This is a genomic window from Chryseobacterium sp. GTID13, assembly GCF_056172655.1.
The window spans coordinates 1-20,521 of sequence record NZ_JAOCMB010000007.1 but is presented as its reverse complement, the minus strand read 5'-3'; the positions used below and the strand labels follow the sequence as shown (position 1 = coordinate 20,521).

Annotated in this window: 19 protein-coding genes; 16 read left to right on the top strand and 3 right to left on the bottom strand. The window is 39.7% G+C overall.

Annotation, left to right across the window (positions count from 1 at the left end; translation table 11 throughout):
* Positions 1 to 138: 138 nt before the first annotated feature.
* The 4 genes from N4G44_RS19200 to N4G44_RS19185 all read left to right on the top strand — a co-directional run bounded on the left by N4G44_RS19200 (position 139) and on the right by N4G44_RS19185 (position 8,751).
* Positions 139 to 813, top strand: a complete 675-nt coding sequence (locus N4G44_RS19200) for a choice-of-anchor L domain-containing protein (protein WP_474929091.1) — start codon at positions 139 to 141, stop codon at positions 811 to 813.
* Positions 780 to 2,501, top strand: a complete 1,722-nt coding sequence (locus N4G44_RS19195; RefSeq protein WP_474930104.1) for a T9SS type B sorting domain-containing protein — start codon at positions 780 to 782, stop codon at positions 2,499 to 2,501. Before N4G44_RS19200 ends, N4G44_RS19195 begins: the two co-directional genes overlap by 34 nt.
* A 292-nt stretch (positions 2,502 to 2,793) precedes the next feature.
* Positions 2,794 to 6,264 (top strand): choice-of-anchor L domain-containing protein, encoded by a 3,471-nt coding sequence (locus N4G44_RS19190; RefSeq protein WP_474929089.1) that lies wholly within the window; start codon positions 2,794 to 2,796, stop codon positions 6,262 to 6,264.
* A gap of 108 nt (positions 6,265 to 6,372) precedes the next feature.
* A complete protein-coding gene (locus tag N4G44_RS19185) occupies positions 6,373 to 8,751 on the top strand; it encodes a choice-of-anchor L domain-containing protein (RefSeq protein ID WP_073063989.1) in 2,379 nt (792 codons plus the stop codon).
* A 69-nt stretch (positions 8,752 to 8,820) separates the two neighbouring features.
* Here the strand turns inward: N4G44_RS19185 and rsmA are convergent, their stop codons facing one another.
* Positions 8,821 to 9,591 (bottom strand): 16S rRNA (adenine(1518)-N(6)/adenine(1519)-N(6))-dimethyltransferase RsmA, encoded by a 771-nt coding sequence (gene rsmA, locus N4G44_RS19180; RefSeq protein WP_474929086.1) that lies wholly within the window; start codon positions 9,589 to 9,591, stop codon positions 8,821 to 8,823.
* Between the two features lie 91 nt (positions 9,592 to 9,682).
* On the opposite strand from rsmA, the gene N4G44_RS19175 reads away from it, so the two are divergent.
* From N4G44_RS19175 to N4G44_RS19140, 8 genes are all read left to right on the top strand, one after another.
* A complete protein-coding gene (locus N4G44_RS19175; RefSeq protein WP_474929084.1) occupies positions 9,683 to 10,582 on the top strand; it encodes a cell division protein FtsX in 900 nt (299 codons plus the stop codon).
* Positions 10,583 to 10,584: 2 nt separating this feature from the next.
* On the top strand, positions 10,585 to 10,881 hold the full coding sequence (locus N4G44_RS19170) for a DUF3098 domain-containing protein (protein WP_474929081.1): 297 nt from the start codon (positions 10,585 to 10,587) through the stop codon (positions 10,879 to 10,881).
* Between the two features lie 100 nt (positions 10,882 to 10,981).
* Positions 10,982 to 11,800 carry an undecaprenyl-diphosphate phosphatase gene (locus tag N4G44_RS19165; RefSeq protein WP_040995878.1) on the top strand — a complete coding sequence of 273 codons (819 nt, stop codon included), beginning with the start codon at positions 10,982 to 10,984 and terminating at the stop codon, positions 11,798 to 11,800.
* Positions 11,801 to 11,804: 4 nt separating this feature from the next.
* Positions 11,805 to 11,957, top strand: a complete 153-nt coding sequence (locus tag N4G44_RS19160) for a hypothetical protein (RefSeq protein WP_474929078.1) — start codon at positions 11,805 to 11,807, stop codon at positions 11,955 to 11,957.
* Positions 11,958 to 12,004: 47 nt separating this feature from the next.
* A complete protein-coding gene (locus N4G44_RS19155) occupies positions 12,005 to 12,256 on the top strand; it encodes a hypothetical protein (protein ID WP_474929076.1) in 252 nt (83 codons plus the stop codon).
* The gene (truB, locus tag N4G44_RS19150; RefSeq protein WP_474929074.1) at positions 12,256 to 12,954 is read left to right on the top strand and encodes a tRNA pseudouridine(55) synthase TruB; all 699 of its coding nucleotides are present in this window, start codon (positions 12,256 to 12,258) and stop codon (positions 12,952 to 12,954) included. The genes N4G44_RS19155 and truB overlap by 1 nt, the downstream gene beginning before the upstream one ends.
* A gap of 62 nt (positions 12,955 to 13,016) precedes the next feature.
* Complete coding sequence (gene rluF, locus N4G44_RS19145) at positions 13,017 to 13,739, top strand: 23S rRNA pseudouridine(2604) synthase RluF (RefSeq protein WP_474929072.1); 723 nt, start codon at positions 13,017 to 13,019, stop codon at positions 13,737 to 13,739.
* 233 nt (positions 13,740 to 13,972) lie between these two features.
* On the top strand, positions 13,973 to 15,193 hold the full coding sequence (locus N4G44_RS19140) for a hypothetical protein (protein ID WP_474929070.1): 1,221 nt from the start codon (positions 13,973 to 13,975) through the stop codon (positions 15,191 to 15,193).
* Positions 15,194 to 15,274: 81 nt separating this feature from the next.
* On the opposite strand, the gene N4G44_RS19135 is transcribed toward N4G44_RS19140, so the two are convergent.
* Positions 15,275 to 15,715: a hypothetical protein gene (locus tag N4G44_RS19135; RefSeq protein WP_474929065.1), complete on the bottom strand. Its 441-nt coding sequence runs from the start codon at positions 15,713 to 15,715 to the stop codon at positions 15,275 to 15,277.
* A 610-nt stretch (positions 15,716 to 16,325) separates the two neighbouring features.
* Here N4G44_RS19135 and N4G44_RS19130 point away from each other — a divergent pair.
* Positions 16,326 to 17,573: a site-specific integrase gene (locus N4G44_RS19130; RefSeq protein ID WP_474929063.1), complete on the top strand. Its 1,248-nt coding sequence runs from the start codon at positions 16,326 to 16,328 to the stop codon at positions 17,571 to 17,573.
* A 336-nt stretch (positions 17,574 to 17,909) separates the two neighbouring features.
* On the opposite strand, the gene N4G44_RS19125 is transcribed toward N4G44_RS19130, so the two are convergent.
* Positions 17,910 to 18,056 (bottom strand): hypothetical protein, encoded by a 147-nt coding sequence (locus N4G44_RS19125; protein WP_474925091.1) that lies wholly within the window; start codon positions 18,054 to 18,056, stop codon positions 17,910 to 17,912.
* 223 nt (positions 18,057 to 18,279) lie between these two features.
* Here N4G44_RS19125 and N4G44_RS19120 point away from each other — a divergent pair, with 223 nt between their 5' ends.
* From N4G44_RS19120 to N4G44_RS19110, 3 genes are all read left to right on the top strand, one after another.
* Positions 18,280 to 19,506 carry a TPR end-of-group domain-containing protein gene (locus tag N4G44_RS19120; RefSeq protein ID WP_474925094.1) on the top strand — a complete coding sequence of 409 codons (1,227 nt, stop codon included), beginning with the start codon at positions 18,280 to 18,282 and terminating at the stop codon, positions 19,504 to 19,506.
* A gap of 367 nt (positions 19,507 to 19,873) precedes the next feature.
* Complete coding sequence (locus N4G44_RS19115) at positions 19,874 to 20,176, top strand: helix-turn-helix domain-containing protein (protein ID WP_474925097.1); 303 nt, start codon at positions 19,874 to 19,876, stop codon at positions 20,174 to 20,176.
* Positions 20,154 to 20,438 (top strand): helix-turn-helix domain-containing protein, encoded by a 285-nt coding sequence (locus tag N4G44_RS19110; protein WP_474925099.1) that lies wholly within the window; start codon positions 20,154 to 20,156, stop codon positions 20,436 to 20,438. Before N4G44_RS19115 ends, N4G44_RS19110 begins: the two co-directional genes overlap by 23 nt.
* Positions 20,439 to 20,521 lie beyond the last annotated feature (83 nt).

Below are 20,521 nucleotides of genomic sequence, written 5' to 3'. Positions count from 1 at the left end.
ACAAATCCTACTAATTTTGTGGAATATATAATTATAAAATAAATTTATTGTGAATGCATATGGTGAATTGTTTGTATGTTGTGTTAAAAAGATGTTTTTTACTGATATTTTTGCTACATTTGAACAAACAATTATAAAATGTTAGGTTATAGATTAAACAAATACTTTTTATTTCTGGTATTACTGTTTACTTCTGCAGCAGTATTTTCCCAGAATATCAGAAGGACATCACCTCCCAAAAAAGCGACCCCTGCTACCATGAAAGCAGGTGCATTCATAGATGTGAATGTTCCGACTTATCCTCAGTCTGCTTATACCATTGAACAGCTTGTAAAAAACGTACTGATATCCGGAGGGTCTGTGTGTGCCGCTCCTAATGTAACCAATGTTACGGTATCTCCCAATCAGCTGGCAACGGATACGGAAAGGGCTTGGGGATATTTTAATAAAGGGACTACCAACTTTCCTTTCAATGATGGTATAGTATTAGTCGCCGGTAAAGCGAGAAGGGCCGGAAACGGGTACGAAGGAACCAACCCGCTTTCAGATGAAGTTCCGGGTTCCGGTATTAATGATCCTGATCTTGTAGCTGCCGTTAATCCACCGGTTACCTTAAAGGATGTAGTAGCCGTTGAATTTGATTTCGTTCCGAACAGCAACCAGGTAAAATTCAATTATTTATTTGCCTCGGAAGAATATACAAGCGGATTCCCATGTGGTGATTTTGCCGACAGTTTTGCCCTTCTTCTAAAAAAGTCGGTGATCCTAGCTACACCAATCTGGCAGTACTTCCCGGAGGGGCAGGCCCTGTAAGTGTTACGAATATTATACCGCATGGAGTAGGATGTGATGGGGAAACTATTAATGAACAATATTTCGCCGGACTGAATACTACAAATATTGAAACCAATTTTATAGGAAGAACAGTTCCTCTTACAGCAGTGGCAACGGTTATTCCGGGCCAGACATACCATTTTAAGCTTGTCCTTGCAGATGCTTTGGACCAGCGTTATGACTCTGCTGTATTTCTGCAGGGAGGATCTTTTGATATCGGAATGACTATTGTTGACGGTAACGGAAATCCTTTGGGAGATACCATCAATATGTGTGATAATACCCCTCAGATATTAAAAGCACAGGTATCTACCGTTCCGGGAATGACCTACAAATGGTATAAAGATGGAGTTGTAATTCCTAATGCAACGAGTGCTACGTACATAGCTACCTCACCGGGCGTATATCAAGTAAAAACTTTCGTTGGTGGAACAGAATGTCAGCAGGCAAGCATTACCATTATAGGCGGAACATCTCCGGCTGCCCAGAATGCAACACTGAAACTTTGTGCCACTCCTGCCCACAGTACTTTCAATTTAGAAGATGCAAAGCCACAGATCAGTACAACCGCAGGTGCAGTATTCCGTTTTTATGCCAATCAGGCGGATGCCCAGGCACAGAACAATAGCTTTATTACAAACCTTACAAACTATAACGGTACCGACGGACAGGTAATTTACGTAGTCGTTTCCAACGGTGCTTTCTGTAGCAAACTTGTGACCCTGACCTTAAAAAGAGAAGAAACACCTGTTGCTCAGCTTAATGCTCCAAGATTAAGAATCTGTGAAGGAGAATCTCTGGTACTGACTGCTTCCGGCGGTGTCACCTATCAATGGGGAGATACTTCTGCAAGCGGAGGAGTAAGAACAGTAAGCCCGACCCAGACCACCACTTATACCGTATATGCTATCGGTGCACAAGGGTGTAAATCTTTACAGCCGGCAACTATTACCATTGACGTAGTTCCTGCCATTGTTTCTTCATTGAAAGGAGGCCAGATCTGTGAAGGAGATATGATCCTTTTGGACGCCGGATCCGGTCCGGGCTATACTTACGAATGGAATACCGGAGAAACAACGCAGGCTATTACAGTAGGAACGCCGGGTGAATATACGGTAACGATCAGCAACGGAGTGTGCTCCAAAGAATTTAAAACCCTGGTAATACAGGCTGGGATTCCGGAAATTATAAAAGTTGATTATAACGACAACGGAACAATGGTCCTTACAGCCACTAACCCTAGCAACGGTATCCTGGAATATTCCGTAAACAATGGGTTTACATGGCAATCTTCCAATGTATTTTCCAATGTTCCTAAAAATACGGTCATATCTATCCGGGTTAAAGTGAAGGATACCAGCTGTGTAGGCTTTTTGGAATACTTTACATTCGTCATGAAGAATGTGATCACCCCTAACGGAGATAATGTGAATGATATCATTGATTTCAGCGGGGTAAGCAGTTATAAAGACTTTAATGGTTTGGTTTTCGACCGCTACGGAAAAGAAGTATTCAGAGCCGGAAAAACCAGACCGTATTGGGATGGCTATTTCCAGGGGAAACGTCTGCCTACCGCCTCTTACTGGTACCAGGTAACTTACCAGGATCCTGCCAGTAAACAAATGGCTGTGAAAACAGGATGGATTCTTCTTAAAAACTTAGAATAATCATTATATAATTTATAGAAAGGCTGGCATTTTTGTCAGCCTTTCTTATTATTTTCAAATAAAGCAAATTTATATTGCAGAATAAATAAACTTGTATTAGTGATAATGTAAATTGTGTTAAATTAACTTTCAATCAAAAAAAATAGTATTTTTGTTTAAAATACTATAAAATGTTAAATAGGAGGATTGGAAATTTATTTTTGGCGTTATTTTTTGCATTAATCGGAAACTTTGTTTTTGCTCAGAACATAGACAGAGCAACGATTCCTGCAAAAAAGCCAATGCAACCTCTATGAAAGCCGGTGCTTTTATAGATGTAAATACACCCAATTACACAGAGTCCGGATACAGCATTACACAGCTGGTCAAAGAAGTGCTGATCTCCGGAGGAGCCTGTTCTACGTCTAATGTAAGCAACGTAAGTGTTTCTCCCAATTTAACAGTGAGCGATCCTGGCCGTAGCTGGGGATTCTTTAATAAAGGAACTACAGCTTTTCCATTTGCAAAAGGTATCGTTCTTTCTACAGGATATGCTGCAAAAGCAGGAAATACTTATCAGGGTATTTTGAATGACGGTATAAATACTCTTGGAGATACAGATCTGGCTTCAGCTCTGGGTATTAATAATGCCGAATTGAGAGATGCCACCTACATAGAATTTGACTTTGTACCGGCTTCTACAGAAATTTCATTCAGATATTTGTTTGCCTCCAAAGAATATGCTCCCGGGTTCCAGTTTGCCTGTACCAAATCAGACGGATTTGCTTTATTGCTAAAAAAGGCAACAGATCCTACCTATACCAATCTGGCAGTGCTTCCCGGAGGCGCAGGACCTGTAAGTGTTACCAATATCCACCCGGCAATTCCCGGAGGTTGTGGTGCCGTTAACCCTTCTTATTTTGCAGGAATAAACAATCCGGTTATTGAAACCAATTTTGACGGACGCACAATACCTTTGACTGCAAAAGCCACCGTAACTCCGGGGGTAACTTATCACTTTAAAATGGTTTTGGCAGATTTCAGTGACAGAAACTACGATTCAGCAGTATTTCTGGAAGCAGGATCATTCGATATTGGGGTGAAAATTTTAGACCCTGCAGGAGTTCAGCTTCCTGATACGGTTTATATGTGCGATAATGCTCCACAGACATTTACAGCCTCTGTACAGGTTCCTAATGTTACCTATCAGTGGTTTTTAAATAATAATCCTATTCCTGGCCAGACTGGTCCGAGCTATACTGCTACACAGCCTGGAGTATACAGTGTTCAGGTATTCATCCAGGGAAATACATGTCCCGGAACGGGAACCATTACAGTAGTGGGAGGAACTTCCCCGACCGTACAGAATGCGACCCTGACGGCCTGTTATACCGCCGGAAATGCAACTTTTAACCTGCCTTCCGCAAATGCTTCTATCAGTACAACGCCCGGTGCAACGTTTTCATACTATGCAAACCAGGCAGATGCCAATGCCGGAAATGCTAATACGATTCCCAGCCCTGCCACCTATTCCAGCCCGGGAGGACAGACAGTCTATGTTCTTGTCAAAAACGGATTCTGTTCCAAAGTAGCTGAGCTGCAGCTGGTAAAAGCTCCTCAAATGACAGCTTCAATTCTGCCGCCGGCAGTATTAACCTGTGCCAGCTCACAGACGACTTTGGATGCTTCAGCTTCTGTGTATCCTGCAGGATCTACTTTTAACTGGACAACTACAGGAGGAAATATCGTTTCAGGAGGAACTACTTTAAACCCGGTTATCAATGCTCCGGGAACTTATACCTTAACTATATCGAAAACCTATCAGCCAGGAGGGGTAATCTGTACCGCTACTGCCAATGTTACAGTTACCGGGGACAGCGCTCCGCCGGTTACAGGACTTACAGCAAGCAAAATCCAGATATGCAGCGGTGAATCGGTAACCTTAACGGCATCAGGAGGTACTACCTATAACTGGACAAGCCTTCCGGGAACAGGAAATACACAGACCGTATCACCTACTGCAACCACAACTTATACAGTAACAGCAGTAGGAGCCAATGGATGTGTATCTCAAAATCCTGCAACAATCACTATTGAAGTTTCACAGCCTATTACTGTACAGGATGCTGTATTGCATAAATGCTATGCGCCGGGACTTACCTATGACCTGACAACTGCTCAGAGTCAGATTACTTCTGCAGGAGCTGGAGTTACTTTTACCTATTACATCAACCAGGCTGATGCTCTTGCAGGCAATGCTAATTTCATTGCAACCCCTACAAATTATTCTCCTCCGGGAAATCAGACTATATATGTGTTGGTGAAAAACGGAGGATGTCATTATGTAGTTTCTCTTCAACTACTGAGAACAGCTGAAACAACACTTACGATAGCAGCACCGCAGGAAATAACCTGTACTACACCTCAGACTACATTAAATGCTTCGGCATCTGTAGTGCCTGCAGGATCTACCATTGCATGGACAGCAGCAGGAGGCGGGAATATTGTATCAGGTGCGAATACTCTTACCCCTGTAGTTAATGCAGGAGGAACTTATACACTTACGGTTACCAATGTGTCACAGCCTGGGAATTTAACCTGTACTTATACAGCAACCGTAACTGTAACTCAAAATACAACATTGCCAACAGCTACTGTGGTGTCCTCACAACCTAGAATATGTCTGGGTGAATCTGTAACTTTGACAGCTTCTGGTGGGGTTACCTATAACTGGGTGGGACTTCCAGGAAATGGGAACACACAAGTAGTTTCACCGACTTTAACTACGGTTTATACCGTATATGCAGTATCTGCTAATGGTTGTGTTTCTGCAACACCGGCAACGGTTACTGTTGTTGTTGGACCTCCAACAGCAGGAGTATCGGCATCCAAAATAAAAATCTGTGCCGGAGAATCCGTTACACTTACCGCTACAGGTGGAGTTACCTACAATTGGGTAGGACTTCCCGGTAATGGAAATACACAGGTAGTTACCCCTACAATTACTACGGAATACTCTGTTTATGCACTTGGAGGTAATGGATGTAGCTCAATAAACCCGGCGAAAGTAACGATTGAAGTGGTACCGGCAATTGTATCTACATTGGAAGATGTATATGTATGTGAAGGAGATACAGGAGTTTTAGATGCCGGCCCAGGTACGAATTATACCTACTTATGGAATACCGGAGCAACCACTCAAACCATATCTACCAATGTTCCCGGAACTTATACCGTTACCATCAGTAACGGAACGTGTTCCAAAACATTTACTGGGAAACTGTTAAATCCGGATCTGCCTAAATTTACGAATGTCGTATACGATAACCATGTGCTTACCCTTACGGCAAGCAATCCTACAGGAGGTGCTTTAGAATACTCCATAGACGGCGGAGTAGTATGGCAGTCATCCAATATATTCTATAATGTATTGAACAATACCAATTACCATCTGATGGTAAGGGTAGTAGATGCAAAATGTGGTACAACATTGGATTACTTCACCTTTGTAATCAGCAATGCTATTACACCTAATATGGATGGAGTGAATGATACGATTGATTTCTCCGGAATCAGCGGCTATAATAATTTTGCAGCATCAATTTTTGACCGCTATGGTGCAGAACTCTTCAGGGCTACTAAAACCGATGCAGTCTGGAGAGGCTCTTTAAAAGGTCTGAACCTTGCTACTGGCACTTACTGGTATAAGGTACAATGGGAAAATCCGGCAAGTAAAAAGCTTGAACTCCGCTCAGGCTGGATATTGCTAAAAAATAGAAACTAACATGCAAACCTTCCATATTTGGAAGGTTTGTTTTTTTTATATTAAAAAATAGATAAAAAATATAGGATATATTTAGAAATAAATTAAATTTGTTGAAACAAAAGTATTATGCGAAGAAATCTACTATTCCTTTTATTTTTCTTAGTCGTATCGACATTTTTATATTCTCAAACAGACGGGCCCCGCAAGCCTCCCAAAAATCAACCCTCAGGATCAGCTACTCAGAAAGCGGGCACTTTTATTGATGTGAATGCTCCGGGATATACGGAATCCAGCTATTCCATTACACAACTGGTAAAAGATGTCCTGATCTCTTCAGGTACAAATACCTGCGTAACACCTGCGGTATCCAATGTGAAAATTACTCCGAACCATGCCGTATCTGATGCTGACAGATCATGGGGATATTTCCACAAAGGAACAACCAATTTTCCTTTTAAAGATGGGATCGTACTTTCTACAGGGAAAGCCAGAAGAGCCGGTAACGGACCGGAAGGAAACCTGAGTGACAATAACGGAGGAGGAACGGATTCCGATCTTGCACAGGCCATTGGATCTACCGGGACACTGACGGATGCTGTTCTTCTGGAATTCGACTTTGTTCCTACTACTTCACAGATTAAATTTAATTATATCCTGGCATCCGAAGAGTACTCCGGTTCATTTCCATGTCAGTACGCAGATGCCTTTGCTATTTTGCTTAGACCTACATCGGGTGGGCCTTACCAGAATATGGCAATACTTCCCGGTGGTGCCGGTCCTGTGAGTATTACCAATATTCACCCGTTAATTACTGGTGGCGGGGGATGCCCTGCTGTTAACGAACAGTTTTTTGGAGGTTATAATACCGGTAATGTTGAAACAAATTTTGAAGGAAGAACAATTCCTCTTACTGCAACTGCGACTGTAATGGCAGGGCAGCAATATCACTTTAAAATGGTCGTTGCAGATTATTCACCGGGAAGTTATGAAGATCATGGCTGGGATTCTGCCGTATTTTTAGAAGGAGGATCATTTAATATTGGTGTTGAGCTTTTAGACCCTAGCGGTGCCACTTTACCTTCTGATATTAATGTTTGTGATAACGAACCTCAGTTAATTACTGCTTCGGTAAGCGACCCTAACTTATTATACCAGTGGTATCTGAATGGTGCCCCTATAACTGGTGCAACGACTAATACCATTACGGCTGTTCAACCGGGAACTTATACTATTGAGGTAAGTGTTCCGGGGAATCCTTGTCCGGGTAAAGCGACTATACAGATTCATGGAGGAACTACTCCGCAGGCACAGGATGCTACGCTTCTGCTATGTTCCACACCGGATATTACCACTTTTGACCTGACTGAAGCTATGCCTTCAATAAGCCCGACTCCGGGAGCAGTATTCAAGTTTTATGTTGATCAGGCTGATGCTTTGGCTCAGAATGGTAATTATATTCAGAATATTTTAAACTATAACGGGACGGACGGACAGATCCTGTATGTTGTAGTATCCAACGGAGGTTTCTGCAGCAAAATGATAGAACTCACCCTGCAAAAAGAAACCACACCAAAGGCGGGTATTAAATCTTCCCGTATCAAGATATGTCCGGGAGAAACAGTAACACTGACTGCTGATGGTGGGGTAACCTACCAGTGGGGTAATTTCCCTGGTACCGGCAATACCCAAACGGTAACTTTATACCAGACTACGACATTTACAGTGTATGCAGTCGGTACAAAAGGCTGTCGTTCATTAAACCCGGCTTCCATTACAGTAGAGGTTACTCCTGAAATTACCTCACCTTTAAAAGATGTAGAAATGTGTCTGGGTGACCGTATTACTTTAGACGCAGGTGCCGGTCCGAACTATAAATATTTATGGAGTACGGGAGCAACTACTCAGACTATTACTGCAGACAGCTGGGGTATTTACACTGTAGAAGTTGATAACGGATTCTGTAAAAAGATTTTCACGGCGAAAGTAGGAGGGGCGGCCACTCCTTTCGTAACAGCCGTTCAGTATGAAAGTGCCAAAAAAACAGTGACGATTATTGCTGAGAATCCTATGATGAACAATACTCCAAGTACTTTGGAATATTCCCTGGATAATGGAATTACATGGCAGCAGTCCAATATTTTCACTAATCTTCTAGACAATACCAACTATACCATATTGATCAGAAGAGTAGGAACTCATTGCGTAGGAACTTTTGATTTCTATACCCTTCAGATCAATAATATCATTACACCGAATAATGATGGTGTGAATGATGTACTGGATCTTACAGCATTGGGTGAATTCAAAAATTTCACAGGATCTATCTTTGACAGATATGGAGTAGAAATGTTCAGGTTCTCTAAAGAAAAACCGGTCTGGGATGGAACGGTAGGAGGAAAGAAACTTCCTACAGCGACTTATTGGTATAAATTTAATTTTGAGTACCCTAAGTCAAAAGCTCAGATGAACTGGTCCGGATGGATCATGCTTAAGAATCGCGAATAAAAGATAAAGCATACAGAAAAGCCTTTCAAGAAAAACTTGAAAGGCTTTTTTAATTTTTTGAATTGATCTTTATTGATTCTGTTTCCAGAGATTGGCAAAACCGATAAAATCTATAACACTGAGTTCTTCCGCTCTTTTATCTAGAAATTCATGAGTTTTTAAGGCTTCGGGAATATTCAGGATTTTCAAGGAATTCGAAAGCTTTTTTCTCCTCTGGTTAAATCCGGCTTTTACGATCTGTTTAAAAAGAACTTCATTCCCCGCCAGGCCTTCTTTCGGATTCCTTGTCAGCCGGATAACGCCTGATTTTACTTTAGGAGGCGGGTTAAATACATTTTCGTGAACCGTAAAAAGGTAAGATACATCATAATATGCCTGGATCAGCACAGAAAGAATGCCGTAATCTTTAGTTCTGGGTACGGCAGCCGTTCTCTCAGCCACTTCTTTTTGGAACATTCCTACCATTTCAGGGATCTGCTGATAATAATCAACAATTTTGAAAAGAATCTGGGAAGAAATGTTGTACGGAAAATTACCGATGATCGCAATCTGTTCTCCATCGATAAAATGGAAGTCCTGCTTCAGGAAATCTCCCACAAAAGTATTTTCCGTAATCTTCGGATAGTTGTTTTTCAGGTATTCTATAGATTCGGTATCAATCTCTGCCAGGTAGACCGACTGATCTTTTTCCAGAAGGTATTTGGTAAGAACGCCCATTCCGGGACCAACTTCCATGACGTTTTTATAGCCTTCAAAACTAAGACCTTCCACGATTTTTCTCGCGATATTTTCATCTGTCAGAAAGTGCTGTCCAAGATGTTTTTTTGCTTTTACACTCAAAGTTTTTTATGATTTTATTAACAATGATTTTCTTTATTTCGTCCCAAATTTCGGAAGATTTTTTCTATTTTAGCCAAAAATTTTAATATTAATGGCTAAATCTGTTGATGAGTTTAATAAGAAAAGGCTTCGGTCAAGCAATATTACAGTAGTAATAAGTATCGCATTAGTGTTATTTTTGTTAGGATTAATGGGGCTTATTTTAATCAATGCCCAGAAGTATTCTGACTACATAAAAGAACAGCTTGTTGTGAATGCTTATTTTGATGAAAATTTTGATGTAAAGGATTCTGTAAAAATTGCAAAACTAGAGGAAGAAACTTTTAAAAAGGTACAGACATTAGCTCCTGTGAAAAAAGCGACCTATATTTCAAGAGATATGGCGGCTAAAGAAGCCAAAAAAACAATGGGGATAGACAGTGATGCGCTTTTTGAAGAAAATATTTTCCCTTCATCTATCGAGGTGGCATTAAAGCCTGAATATGTGGATCCGGCTAAAATTGATGAAGCGATTAAAGTAATTAAAGCCGTCCCGGGAATTGTAGATGTTAAAAATGATAGTACTCTGATGGTGGACGTTTACAATAACCTGAGCAGAATCCTGAAATGGATCCTTGGCTTTTCTATTTTATTCCTGATTCTGGCAGTTGTTCTGATTAACAACTCAATCCGTCTGAAAATATTCTCCAAGAGATTTATCATTAAAACCATGCAGCTGGTAGGGGCAAAAAGGAGGTTTATTCTTAAGCCGTTTATCATTGAGGCAATTATTCTGGGGGCTATAGGATCCTTAATCGGGCTTCTGGCACTTGGTGGGGTATGGTATTACTTTACGAGCCAGATCGGTTCGGCTTTCGTACAGGATACCAACCAATATTTCTGGCTGGTTATCTTAGTGCTTGGAGTAGGAATTTTTATCTCTGTTTTAAGTACTATCTTCGCTACATGGAGATTCTTAAAATCAAACGTTGACGATTTATATTACTCTTAATAATGAGCAAAAAAACAAATAAACTGGCCGCTTCAGAGTTTGGCAAGGAAACCGAAGTACCACAGGAAAATACCTTTTATTTCGGGCAGGAGAACTTCAAGTGGATGCTGATTGGGCTGGCCTTTATCGTAGTAGGATTTCTACTGATGATGGGACCGGACGCTAACACGGTAGATGGTAAATTTGATCCCAATGCATGGAATGACGGTATTTTTTCCATCCGCAGGATCAGAATTGCGCCGCTGTTTGTAGTGATAGGCTTTGCAATAGAAGTTTACGCTATTTTAAAAAGAAAATAAATTATACATTCTTTATTTAGAGATTAAAAGGTGAACGGATTTAGATAAGCTTTCTAAATTCAGAATCTTTTAATCTTTAAACTTTTTATATACACAAAATATGGATTTAATTAAAGCAATCATTATTGCTATTATTGAAGGGCTTACAGAGTATCTTCCTATTTCTTCTACGGCACACATGGGATTTGCAGCCAACATTATGGGACTGCAGGAAGATGAATTTCTGAAAATGTTCCAGGTGTCTATTCAGTTTGGGGCTATTTTATCCGTTGTGGTGGCCTATTGGAAAAAGTTTTTTGATCTGAAAAATCTTCAGTTTTACTATAAGCTTGCTTTTGCCGTAGTTCCGGCATTGGTTCTGGGCTATTTATTTGATGATAAAATTGAAGCCGTTCTGGGAAACCAGATCGCTATTTCTTCGGTTTTGGTATTGGGAGGAGTCGTTCTGCTTTTTGCAGACAAATGGTTCAAGAATCCTGTCATTGATGATGAAAAGGGAATTACCATCAGGAAAGCAATTACCATAGGTTTTTGGCAGTGTCTGGCGATGATGCCGGGAACCAGTCGTAGTGCTGCTTCTATTATTGGAGGAATGTCGCAGGGATTGACGAGAAAAGCTGCGGCGGAATTTTCATTTTTCCTGGCAGTTCCAACCATGCTGGCAGTAACCGTATATTCCGTTTTCCTGAAAACCTGGGGTAAAGAAACCGGAAACCCTCAAAAAGGATATGAAATGATTATGGCTTCTCAGGATCATATCATGGTCTTTGTGATAGGAAATATTGTGGCATTTATCGTTGCTCTGATCGCTATTAAAGCATTCATCGGGGTATTGAACAAATATGGTTTCAGACCTTGGGGATGGTACCGTATCTTTGTGGGAATTGCCCTGCTAATCTATTTCTATTTCTTTAAATAAGTTCATGAAGATTAATACTATTTTAAAGCTATTGGTATTTGCCGGTTTAATTGTTTCCTGTACGCCTGCCCATGTGCTGTTCGTAAAGAATAACACCGGCGAAAGAACAGAATTCTTTGTTGAACTGAAAGAAAAAATACAGCTGAAGATGTATTAATCTGCAAAGAGCTTGTGCCGGATGAAAAGCTGGACCACAAACCTTTTATGGAATATAGCAAAGAAGGAAAATGTTACCGTCAGAAAATTACATCCGTCAGTAAAACAAGTTATAAATTCAATTTACCGGAACATTATACGGTGAATATTGCCCCTAATAATTCCGTGTATCCTTTTAATAATATATATTACTTCATTGGCGATAAAAAATGTTTTGTCAATGTAGAAAACGGCCCTGAATGCAGGCAGAAAGTTAATAAGCTGCCAAGTTTAGTAAGTATCACCGAAATTTTAGAATAATGACTGCCGAAGAACTGCAATCAGGATATGTTTTTTTATTGGACAAACCTTTGGACTGGACTTCTTTCCAGGCTGTCAATAAAATGAAATACAAGCTCAAAAGAGAGTTTAATCTTCCCAAGAAATTTAAAATAGGCCACGCCGGAACTTTAGATCCGAGAGCAACCGGCCTTCTTATTGTCTGCTGTGGGAAATTCACAAAGAAAATTCCTGAAATCCAGGATGCTCCCAAAGAATACTGGACCGAAATTAAAATAGGCGTACAGACAGAGTCCTATGATACGGAAAAACCTGAAATACTTCACCAGGATATAGCCCACATTACGGAAGAACAGATAAAAGAAGTTCTTGAAAAATTTGTAGGGGAAATAGAACAGAAGCCGCCGGTATATTCGGCAATAAAAGTTGATGGACAGAGAGCCTATAACCTGGCCAGAGCAGGAGAGGAGGTTGAAATGAAATCAAGGAAAACGACTATTTTCTACATTAATGATGTTAAAATAGACCTTCCTTTGGTCAGTTTTACAGTAGGCTGTTCAAAAGGAACCTATATCAGAAGCCTGGCTCATGACATCGGGCAGGAATTGGGAGTAGGAGCCTACCTTACTCAGCTCAGACGTACTAAAATAGGGGATTATAGCATCGAAAATGCAACAACAGATTTCCTGGAGAACGAATACAGATTTGAAAGTTTATAATTAAAAGTCGTATTTTTACTTATACCCGGAAATTAAAATTATACAGGTTACGGAGAAGACTAATGGAAAAAACGCGTATCAATAAATATTTATCAGAAGTTGGTTATTGTTCAAGAAGAGCCGCAGATAAGCTTTTGGAAGAAGGAAGGATAACAATTAACGGGAAAGTTCCGGAAATGGGGACCAAAGTTTCGGATGAAGATCTTGTGGAAGTAGATGGAAAACCGATCCGCGAACCTCAGGATAAGCCTGTTTACATTGCTTTTAATAAACCTGTGGGTATCGTTTGTACTACAGACACGAAACGGGAAAAGAATAATATCGTAGATTATATTAACCACCCGAAAAGGATTTTCCCTATCGGAAGGCTGGATAAACCCAGTGAAGGTCTTATCCTGCTCACCAGTGACGGAGATATCGTTAATAAAATCCTGAGGGCAAGAAATAACCACGAGAAAGAATATATCGTTCGTGTAGACAAGCCCATTTCGCCTAAATTCCTTGATAAAATGAGAAACGGAGTCCCGATTCTTGATACGGTCACTAAAAAATGTGAAGTGGAAAAGATCGATGATATGACTTTCCGGATTATTCTTACCCAGGGACTGAACAGGCAGATCCGCAGAATGTGTGAATTCCTCGGCTATGAAGTAAAAAAGCTGAAACGCATCCGTATCATGAACATTAAGCTGGATCTTCCGGTGGGAAAATGGCGTGACCTTACAGAGCAGGAACTCAATACACTTAACGTTCTTCTTACAGATTCCAGTAAAACAATCGATTAAATTCAGATCATTAATAATAAAAAGTAAGCAGGAAAATATTTCCTGCTTACTTTTTTATGCCTGTTATTTTGTTAAATGATCAGAGTTCCTGTTTCTGACTAATGTGTCTGAATAAAGTAATGGAAAATATGTAAATTTATAATTTGCTAATATTCACACATTGGTGTAATATTTTTAGTTTGTTGGTGAAAATATATTATATTTATGAAACTAACTATTAAAACTAAAACACCATGAAATTAAAGTTTAATTTACTCTCCCTTATTATTTTAACAATATTTTATAATTGTCAAAATGATAACCATAATGTAGATCTTCCGCATGATACTTCATTCTACATTGACTATAGAAGCTTGAAAGGATTATCGGATGGAATAGCGGTAATTGAGCTTGATCCTGAAGCCCCAAATTTTGGACATATCAGCAGCAAACTTGAATTGGGCGTTGGCGTCCTGCCTCACCATCTCTATTATAATCAGGGTGCAAATAAATTATATACCACTGCTTTAGGAGGGAAGTATCTCTACCAGATAAAAACGGAAAAAGACAAAACCGGACAGCCAAAATTAGTTGATGCCACACCTATTGATACAGGTGAAAATACAGTAGGAGAAAATTTATTTTTTACCAATGATGGAAGATATTTTATGACTTTTATGGGAGGGGCAGGAGGCCCAAGAGATGGCAGCATAGGTGTTTTTAACGCAAATAATAACCAGCTTATTAAAACAATTAAGGCACCTATTCAAACCAACCCTAATCAATTTATTATGTACCCGCACGGTATTTCTGTTAATGAGGAAAAAGGAATAATGATGGTCACTTCAACCATTCACCCGGATCTTACTACCGGAATGGGAAATACCTGTACTTTATTAGATATGAATACCTATGAATTAAAAGAGACCTATCTGGTAGCAGACTCCCAAACGGATATGTCCAGTCCTGTTGAGGTTCTGTTGCTGCGTGGAAAATTTCCACAATATGCCCTTGCTACAACAATGTTAGGCGGTGATATCTGGATTGCTCCATACAATGCGACAACCAAGAAATATGATGCTTTTAGTAAAATATTTGAAGGAAGTGCGCAAGGATTAGGCTGGGCACTCGAAATGTACATCGATGATAACAGCAGACTTTATGTAAGTTTTGCAGATCCCGGAAAAGTTCTGGTTTTTGATATAAGTAACCTTCCCCAACTAAAGCTTTTAAAAACCCTTACCGCAGATAAAGGAGCACATCATATGGTTTTCTTTAAGACCAAAAAAGGAAAAGAAGTTGTAGCAGTACAAAATAACCTGTTGGATCTTCCAAACTTAAATTCCGGCACCATTAGTGTCATTGAAATTCAGACAGGGAAAACATTAGGAACAATTGATTTGCGCAACAAATACGGAATACTCCCCGAATCGATTGAAGGAACCAATGGTCCCAGCAGCTACATGCATCACTAAAACTTAAAATAATGCACCAGGTTAAAAACTATCCAAAATAGCAGATATTGTTTTGGGTAGTTTTTACTATATGATTTTCAGTTATTTTAAATACAATTTCATTCTTTCTTCGTACTCAGGCTTTAATTTTAAAAGCTTTAGGATTTTCTTGTCATCTGTGTAGGTAGTCCGGTAGAATATGATTTTATCAGCAGAATATTTGAAATAGGGATGATCTTTCAGCCATTCTTCAGGAGCTTCTGTTAAAGTATATTTAGGGACATTTGAAACATCCAGCGGAGCAATAGAAATTAGTTTTTGAACCAGATTTTTATCAATATTATAAGTGTCTAAAATTTGTTGTTTATTGATAAAACCTCTCAGTTTTTTTCTAAAGCCGATGATCGATCCGGCACTTCTTTCATCCAGTCCGAATTCCAGCAATTGTTTAAACGTAATAGTATTAAGGTCGGTTTTTGAAAAATCGGTTTCCTGTTTTTGAACCTGATTTGCTGTTGGGGCAAGCTTAATATAAGGTTTCAACTCCTGAAATTTATCAGCAGAAATAACAAAACACTTCTGTATATCTTCCAGGGATTTAAAACTTCCCTGAGATTTCTGTCACGGTAATTAACAATTGTGCCTGCCTGTTTTTCAGAAAATCCCAGGGCTTTCCAGCCATCCAGATCTAAAACGTTGGGGTCAAATGTATGATACCGGATATCAGATTTTATAGCGTACTGGCCACCGGACTTTTTAAAATGATCAGGTGTTTGTACAGGAAGCAGCAAATAAGGCTCAAGCTTGCTGTAATTCTCCGAAGAAATGATAAAGCATTCTTTGAATTTCTCCTTACTTACAAAACTTCCGCCCAGGTAATTTTTATATTTTAAAAATACAGCAAAAAAGAAAAAGGAGGAAAAAACGGAGCAAAGTGGCTACAGTACTGGGTTTTATTAAAATTGTTCTTTAAGCTTTCATGCAGGACAATGCAAAAGAATGAAGCTATTCTGCAAAAGATAGGTTACTAAATCATTACCTGTTTTAAATTTAAGCTAAAACCGCTTTAGTAATACAGCACTCATCTGCGCTACCTTTCATACACAACTGTAACTCAACAGATTATAACTTAAAACATTAAAATCCTAGAGTTATGGAAACAACAAAAAGAAGCACTTTTAAGCTGCTATTTTATCTCAAAAAAAATGCTCCTAAGAAAAACGGGATGGTAACTGTTATGGCCAGAATTACCATCAATGGAGAAATCGCTCAATTTAGTACGAAGCTTGACATAAGCCCCGAAAACTGGGACTTAAAGTATGGAAGGGTAAGCGGTAAAAGTAAAGAAGCACTGACCCTTAATCAGAAGCTCGGACAAGTACGGCTGCGTACTGAAGAATGTTATACTGCTTTACTTGGTAAGCAAGGCAGGGTAAAAGCTGAAGAGCTAAAAAATATAGTGCTGGGCAATAACATCAACGACCCCTCTATCGTTGCATTTTTTACACAGTTCAACAAGAACTTTAAAAAAATGGTGGACAATGGAACCCGGTCGGCTTCTACTTATGATAAATATGGCACGCTGCTTAAACATTTGCAAGACTATATTGCCACTAAACACAAAAAAGAAGATATTTCATTTAGTGATATGACACCAGAGTTCATCCAGGACTTTGATTTCTACCTCAGGGGTGATGTTGGTTTAAAACACAACAGCATTTGGGTGTATATGATAGGGCTGACTACAGTCACCAAGCTGGCGATCAAACGCAAGCTGCTCAATCATAATCCTTTCGATGAATATGAAAACAGCTGTAAAGAAACAAACCGGGGATACCTACTTAAAAAGGAGGTAGAACAACTAATAGCTCACCAGCCATCCAATGAAAGGCTGGAACTGGTAAAAGACCTTTTTCTTTTCAGTTGCTTTACAGGGTTATGCTATATAGATATTAAAAGGCTGACCAAAAGTAACATCCAGGATTTCTTTGATGGTAAAAGCTGGATAATCACCCGTAGGAAAAAAACGGTGACTACTTCCAATGTACCCTTGCTGGATATACCCAAACTGATCATTGAAAAATATGAGGGCGTCTCAAAAGATGACCGGATCTTTCCTATGTCCTGTAATACGTCATGCAACAAGAACCTGAGAAAGTTATTCGGTGAAATAGAATCCTTAAAGAACCGGTATTTTACTTTTCACAGCGCCCGTCATACATTTGCTACCCTCTTACTTACCGAAGGTGTTCCACTGGAAACTTTAGGCAAAATGATGGGACATAAAATACTTTCCACTACCCAGATCTATGCTAAAATCATCAATGAAAAAATAGGTAAAGACATGGAGAAGGCGGCTGATAAAATAAAGGGCATGACGCAATTTTACCAAAGCGCTTAACAAACCTCACTGCCCAACAAGAGGCCGTCTCAAAATATTTGAGGCGGTTTTTTCATTTTCGTAGGAGCGAGTCGGTCGTTTTCAGGTTTTTATGTTGCTAGTTGGAGCCCTGTTTCTATCAATACTTTTTCCATTCCTCTGATCATAACGCTCTAACGCCTTTGTTGTGTTTGCTAGTATCAAAAACAGCTTCTATATCGGCTGGACGATTCCCCGCCTCAATAATGTTCTATTCTAAGGCTACTGTACTCGTTACAGATATAGACATATACCAGCGCCCTGAGCAGCATACGCGGATTATTGTAACTGGTGGTACCGCGACCTTTATACTGGCTGCTAAATACCATCAATATTCAAATGATCGATTATAATATTGATGATCCATACCGCGTGTGTCTTTTCTACCAACTCTTTCAGGTCCGCAGGCGGTAGCATGGTCTGCTGCTGATTGTATATTTTAAAGATGACGTCTGATTTACCCATGCATTATTAAACGACAACGCAACAACAACTACAAGACTCAGCAGTTTATTTTTATCTATATCTGTGAACAACCACAAAAAAGAGGTGTCCTTTTGAGCCGCCCTCTCTATCTTTACATAATCATAATTACGGAACAGTATAACTACGCATACATAAAACCTTGTGACCTGAAGAGCATAGAGTGCTGTAACCAACTCCTTTTTCTACTAAAACTAAATTGAACATGAAATCCTTGATCACTTTTGTTGCGGCACTTCTCTTTGCACTCTGCTCACTTGCACAAACCAATTCAGCCAACTGGAATACGTTCCTGGCAAAACTTTCCGATCTCTCAACGCAGTATAATACCCATTACACGGCTAAAGAATACCAAAAAGCTGAATGGGTGCTGAAAGAAGTAATTTCGAATTTGGATAAATTACAACTATCGCCGACGGAACAGAAGAAAGTCGAGTCCAATATCAGAATGATAAAAGCAAATTCTTTTTATAACCTCGCCTGTGTACAATCATTACTGGGGCAGAAAAAGCTGGCAATTGCTAGTTTTGAAAACGCGATCAATTTTGGTTATACCGAATACCAGCATGTCAAAAAGGATACTGATCTCGACAACATCCGCAAAGAGAAAAAATTCATATTACTGTTCGGGCAATTAAAACAATACGACAAGCTGCTATTGCTTCAGCAGTCAGGCAGCTACCATACCGAGTACAAAGACTCATTGCCTGCATTTTACTACCAGTCCGCAGATCAATCCAACCTCAAAGAAATACGACGGTACTTCAACCTTGATTCCATTTCAGGTAATGGCGACGAAGTATCAAGACTCATTAATGTGATGCTCTTTGTAACCCGAGAAATCGCCTACGACGGCACCAATTGGGCACTATGTGAGTTTGATGCCATAGATTTTTACAACTACCATAAGACAACCGGAAGGGGTATTAATTGCCGCCATAAGGCTATGACTCTTAATGAAATGTACCTGGCGTTGGGTTTTAAATCGCGCTACGTGACTTGTATGCCCAAAGATGACAAGGATACTGACTGTCATGTTATCAATTGTGTTTATTCCGAAACACTGAATAAATGGCTTTGGATGGATGCGTCCCACGGTATTTATGTGATGGACGAGCATGACAGTATCCTGAGTATAGAAGAGGTGAGAGACCGCCTGAAAAACAACAGTCCACTGAAGTTGAACAAAGAAACACAAGTAACCAAAGACTGGTACCTCGACTACTATATGGCCAAAAACCTTTATTGGATACAATGTACCAACCAGAGCCGGTTCAATAACGAAAGCAGGTACCGGCCGCTGGACAAAGAGTTGCAATTCGTCTCCCTTGTGCCGTCGGGATTTGATGAAACGCAAAACCATTACTTGAAGGGCAACACAATTACACACGATCCCGCTTATTTCTGGAAACTGCCACTTAAGAAGAATTAAAACATTTATGTTGATTTTCTATTGAGTGCTATCTCTGTCTCCTGTAAGGCTTGCAAGTAGAACGGCCCAATTGTAGGATGCAAAAAAGTTATTCAGCTGCTATCTGAAATTTAAACTAAAATGCTGAAAGCGCGATAAAGGTTGTCCATACAGACAACCCCTATTAACAGCACGATCAGCGACTGTTCATAACAAAGTAAGGCCTGATCACACAGGCTGCTGTCCATAGCCAGCTCATGCTGTGTATGAGACAGCTTTTTTATATATACTCTTAGGCTTATTTAAGCCAAATTATACAACTGTTGGCAATTATCCACCCAGGGCTTGTAATCCAGTATAAGTTTACGATTATCAAAACCCGTGAACAATGGAAATAGTGTTTTTTGAAAAGGTCCAATTTATTGCCTTCACCACAGCGCTGGCAGAGGTATCAGTATTAACCAAAGAACTGGTTCGGCCTTATGAATACCTTGGAAGACCTGTAAAATGGCTGGATGCGCAGGAAGTCTGTATCCTGCTTAATATAAGTAAACGTAGCCTCCAATCTTATAAAGACCGTGGCTTACTTGCTGCCAGTTGTATCAACAGGAAGAATTATTTTAAATACGAAGATGTTGCAGTACTTCTCCAATCCAAACCCAAAATGCATGAAAGAATTAAAAGAAAATAACGATGAAGGGCAGGCATACTTAGATACGCTAAACCAAATAAAAAAAGAACTCTTATTTATCAGGGAACACTACCGCCCGGTATTCAATGGTGAAATCTTTTTATCAGGTCCAGAGGTTTGCTCGCGACTGCATATCAGCAAGCGCACACTTCAACAGTACAGGGATGATCGGCTATTGCCTTATATTCAAATAGAAGGCAAAATACTATTTAAAGAATCAGATATCCTGAAACTGCTGAAAAGCAACTACAAAAGAAAATAAAAAATATTTTTCAAAATTTATATATATGTTTAATTTTGATCTTGGTGTTTTTCATAGGTTATTTAACAGCCGGAGTTTCCACT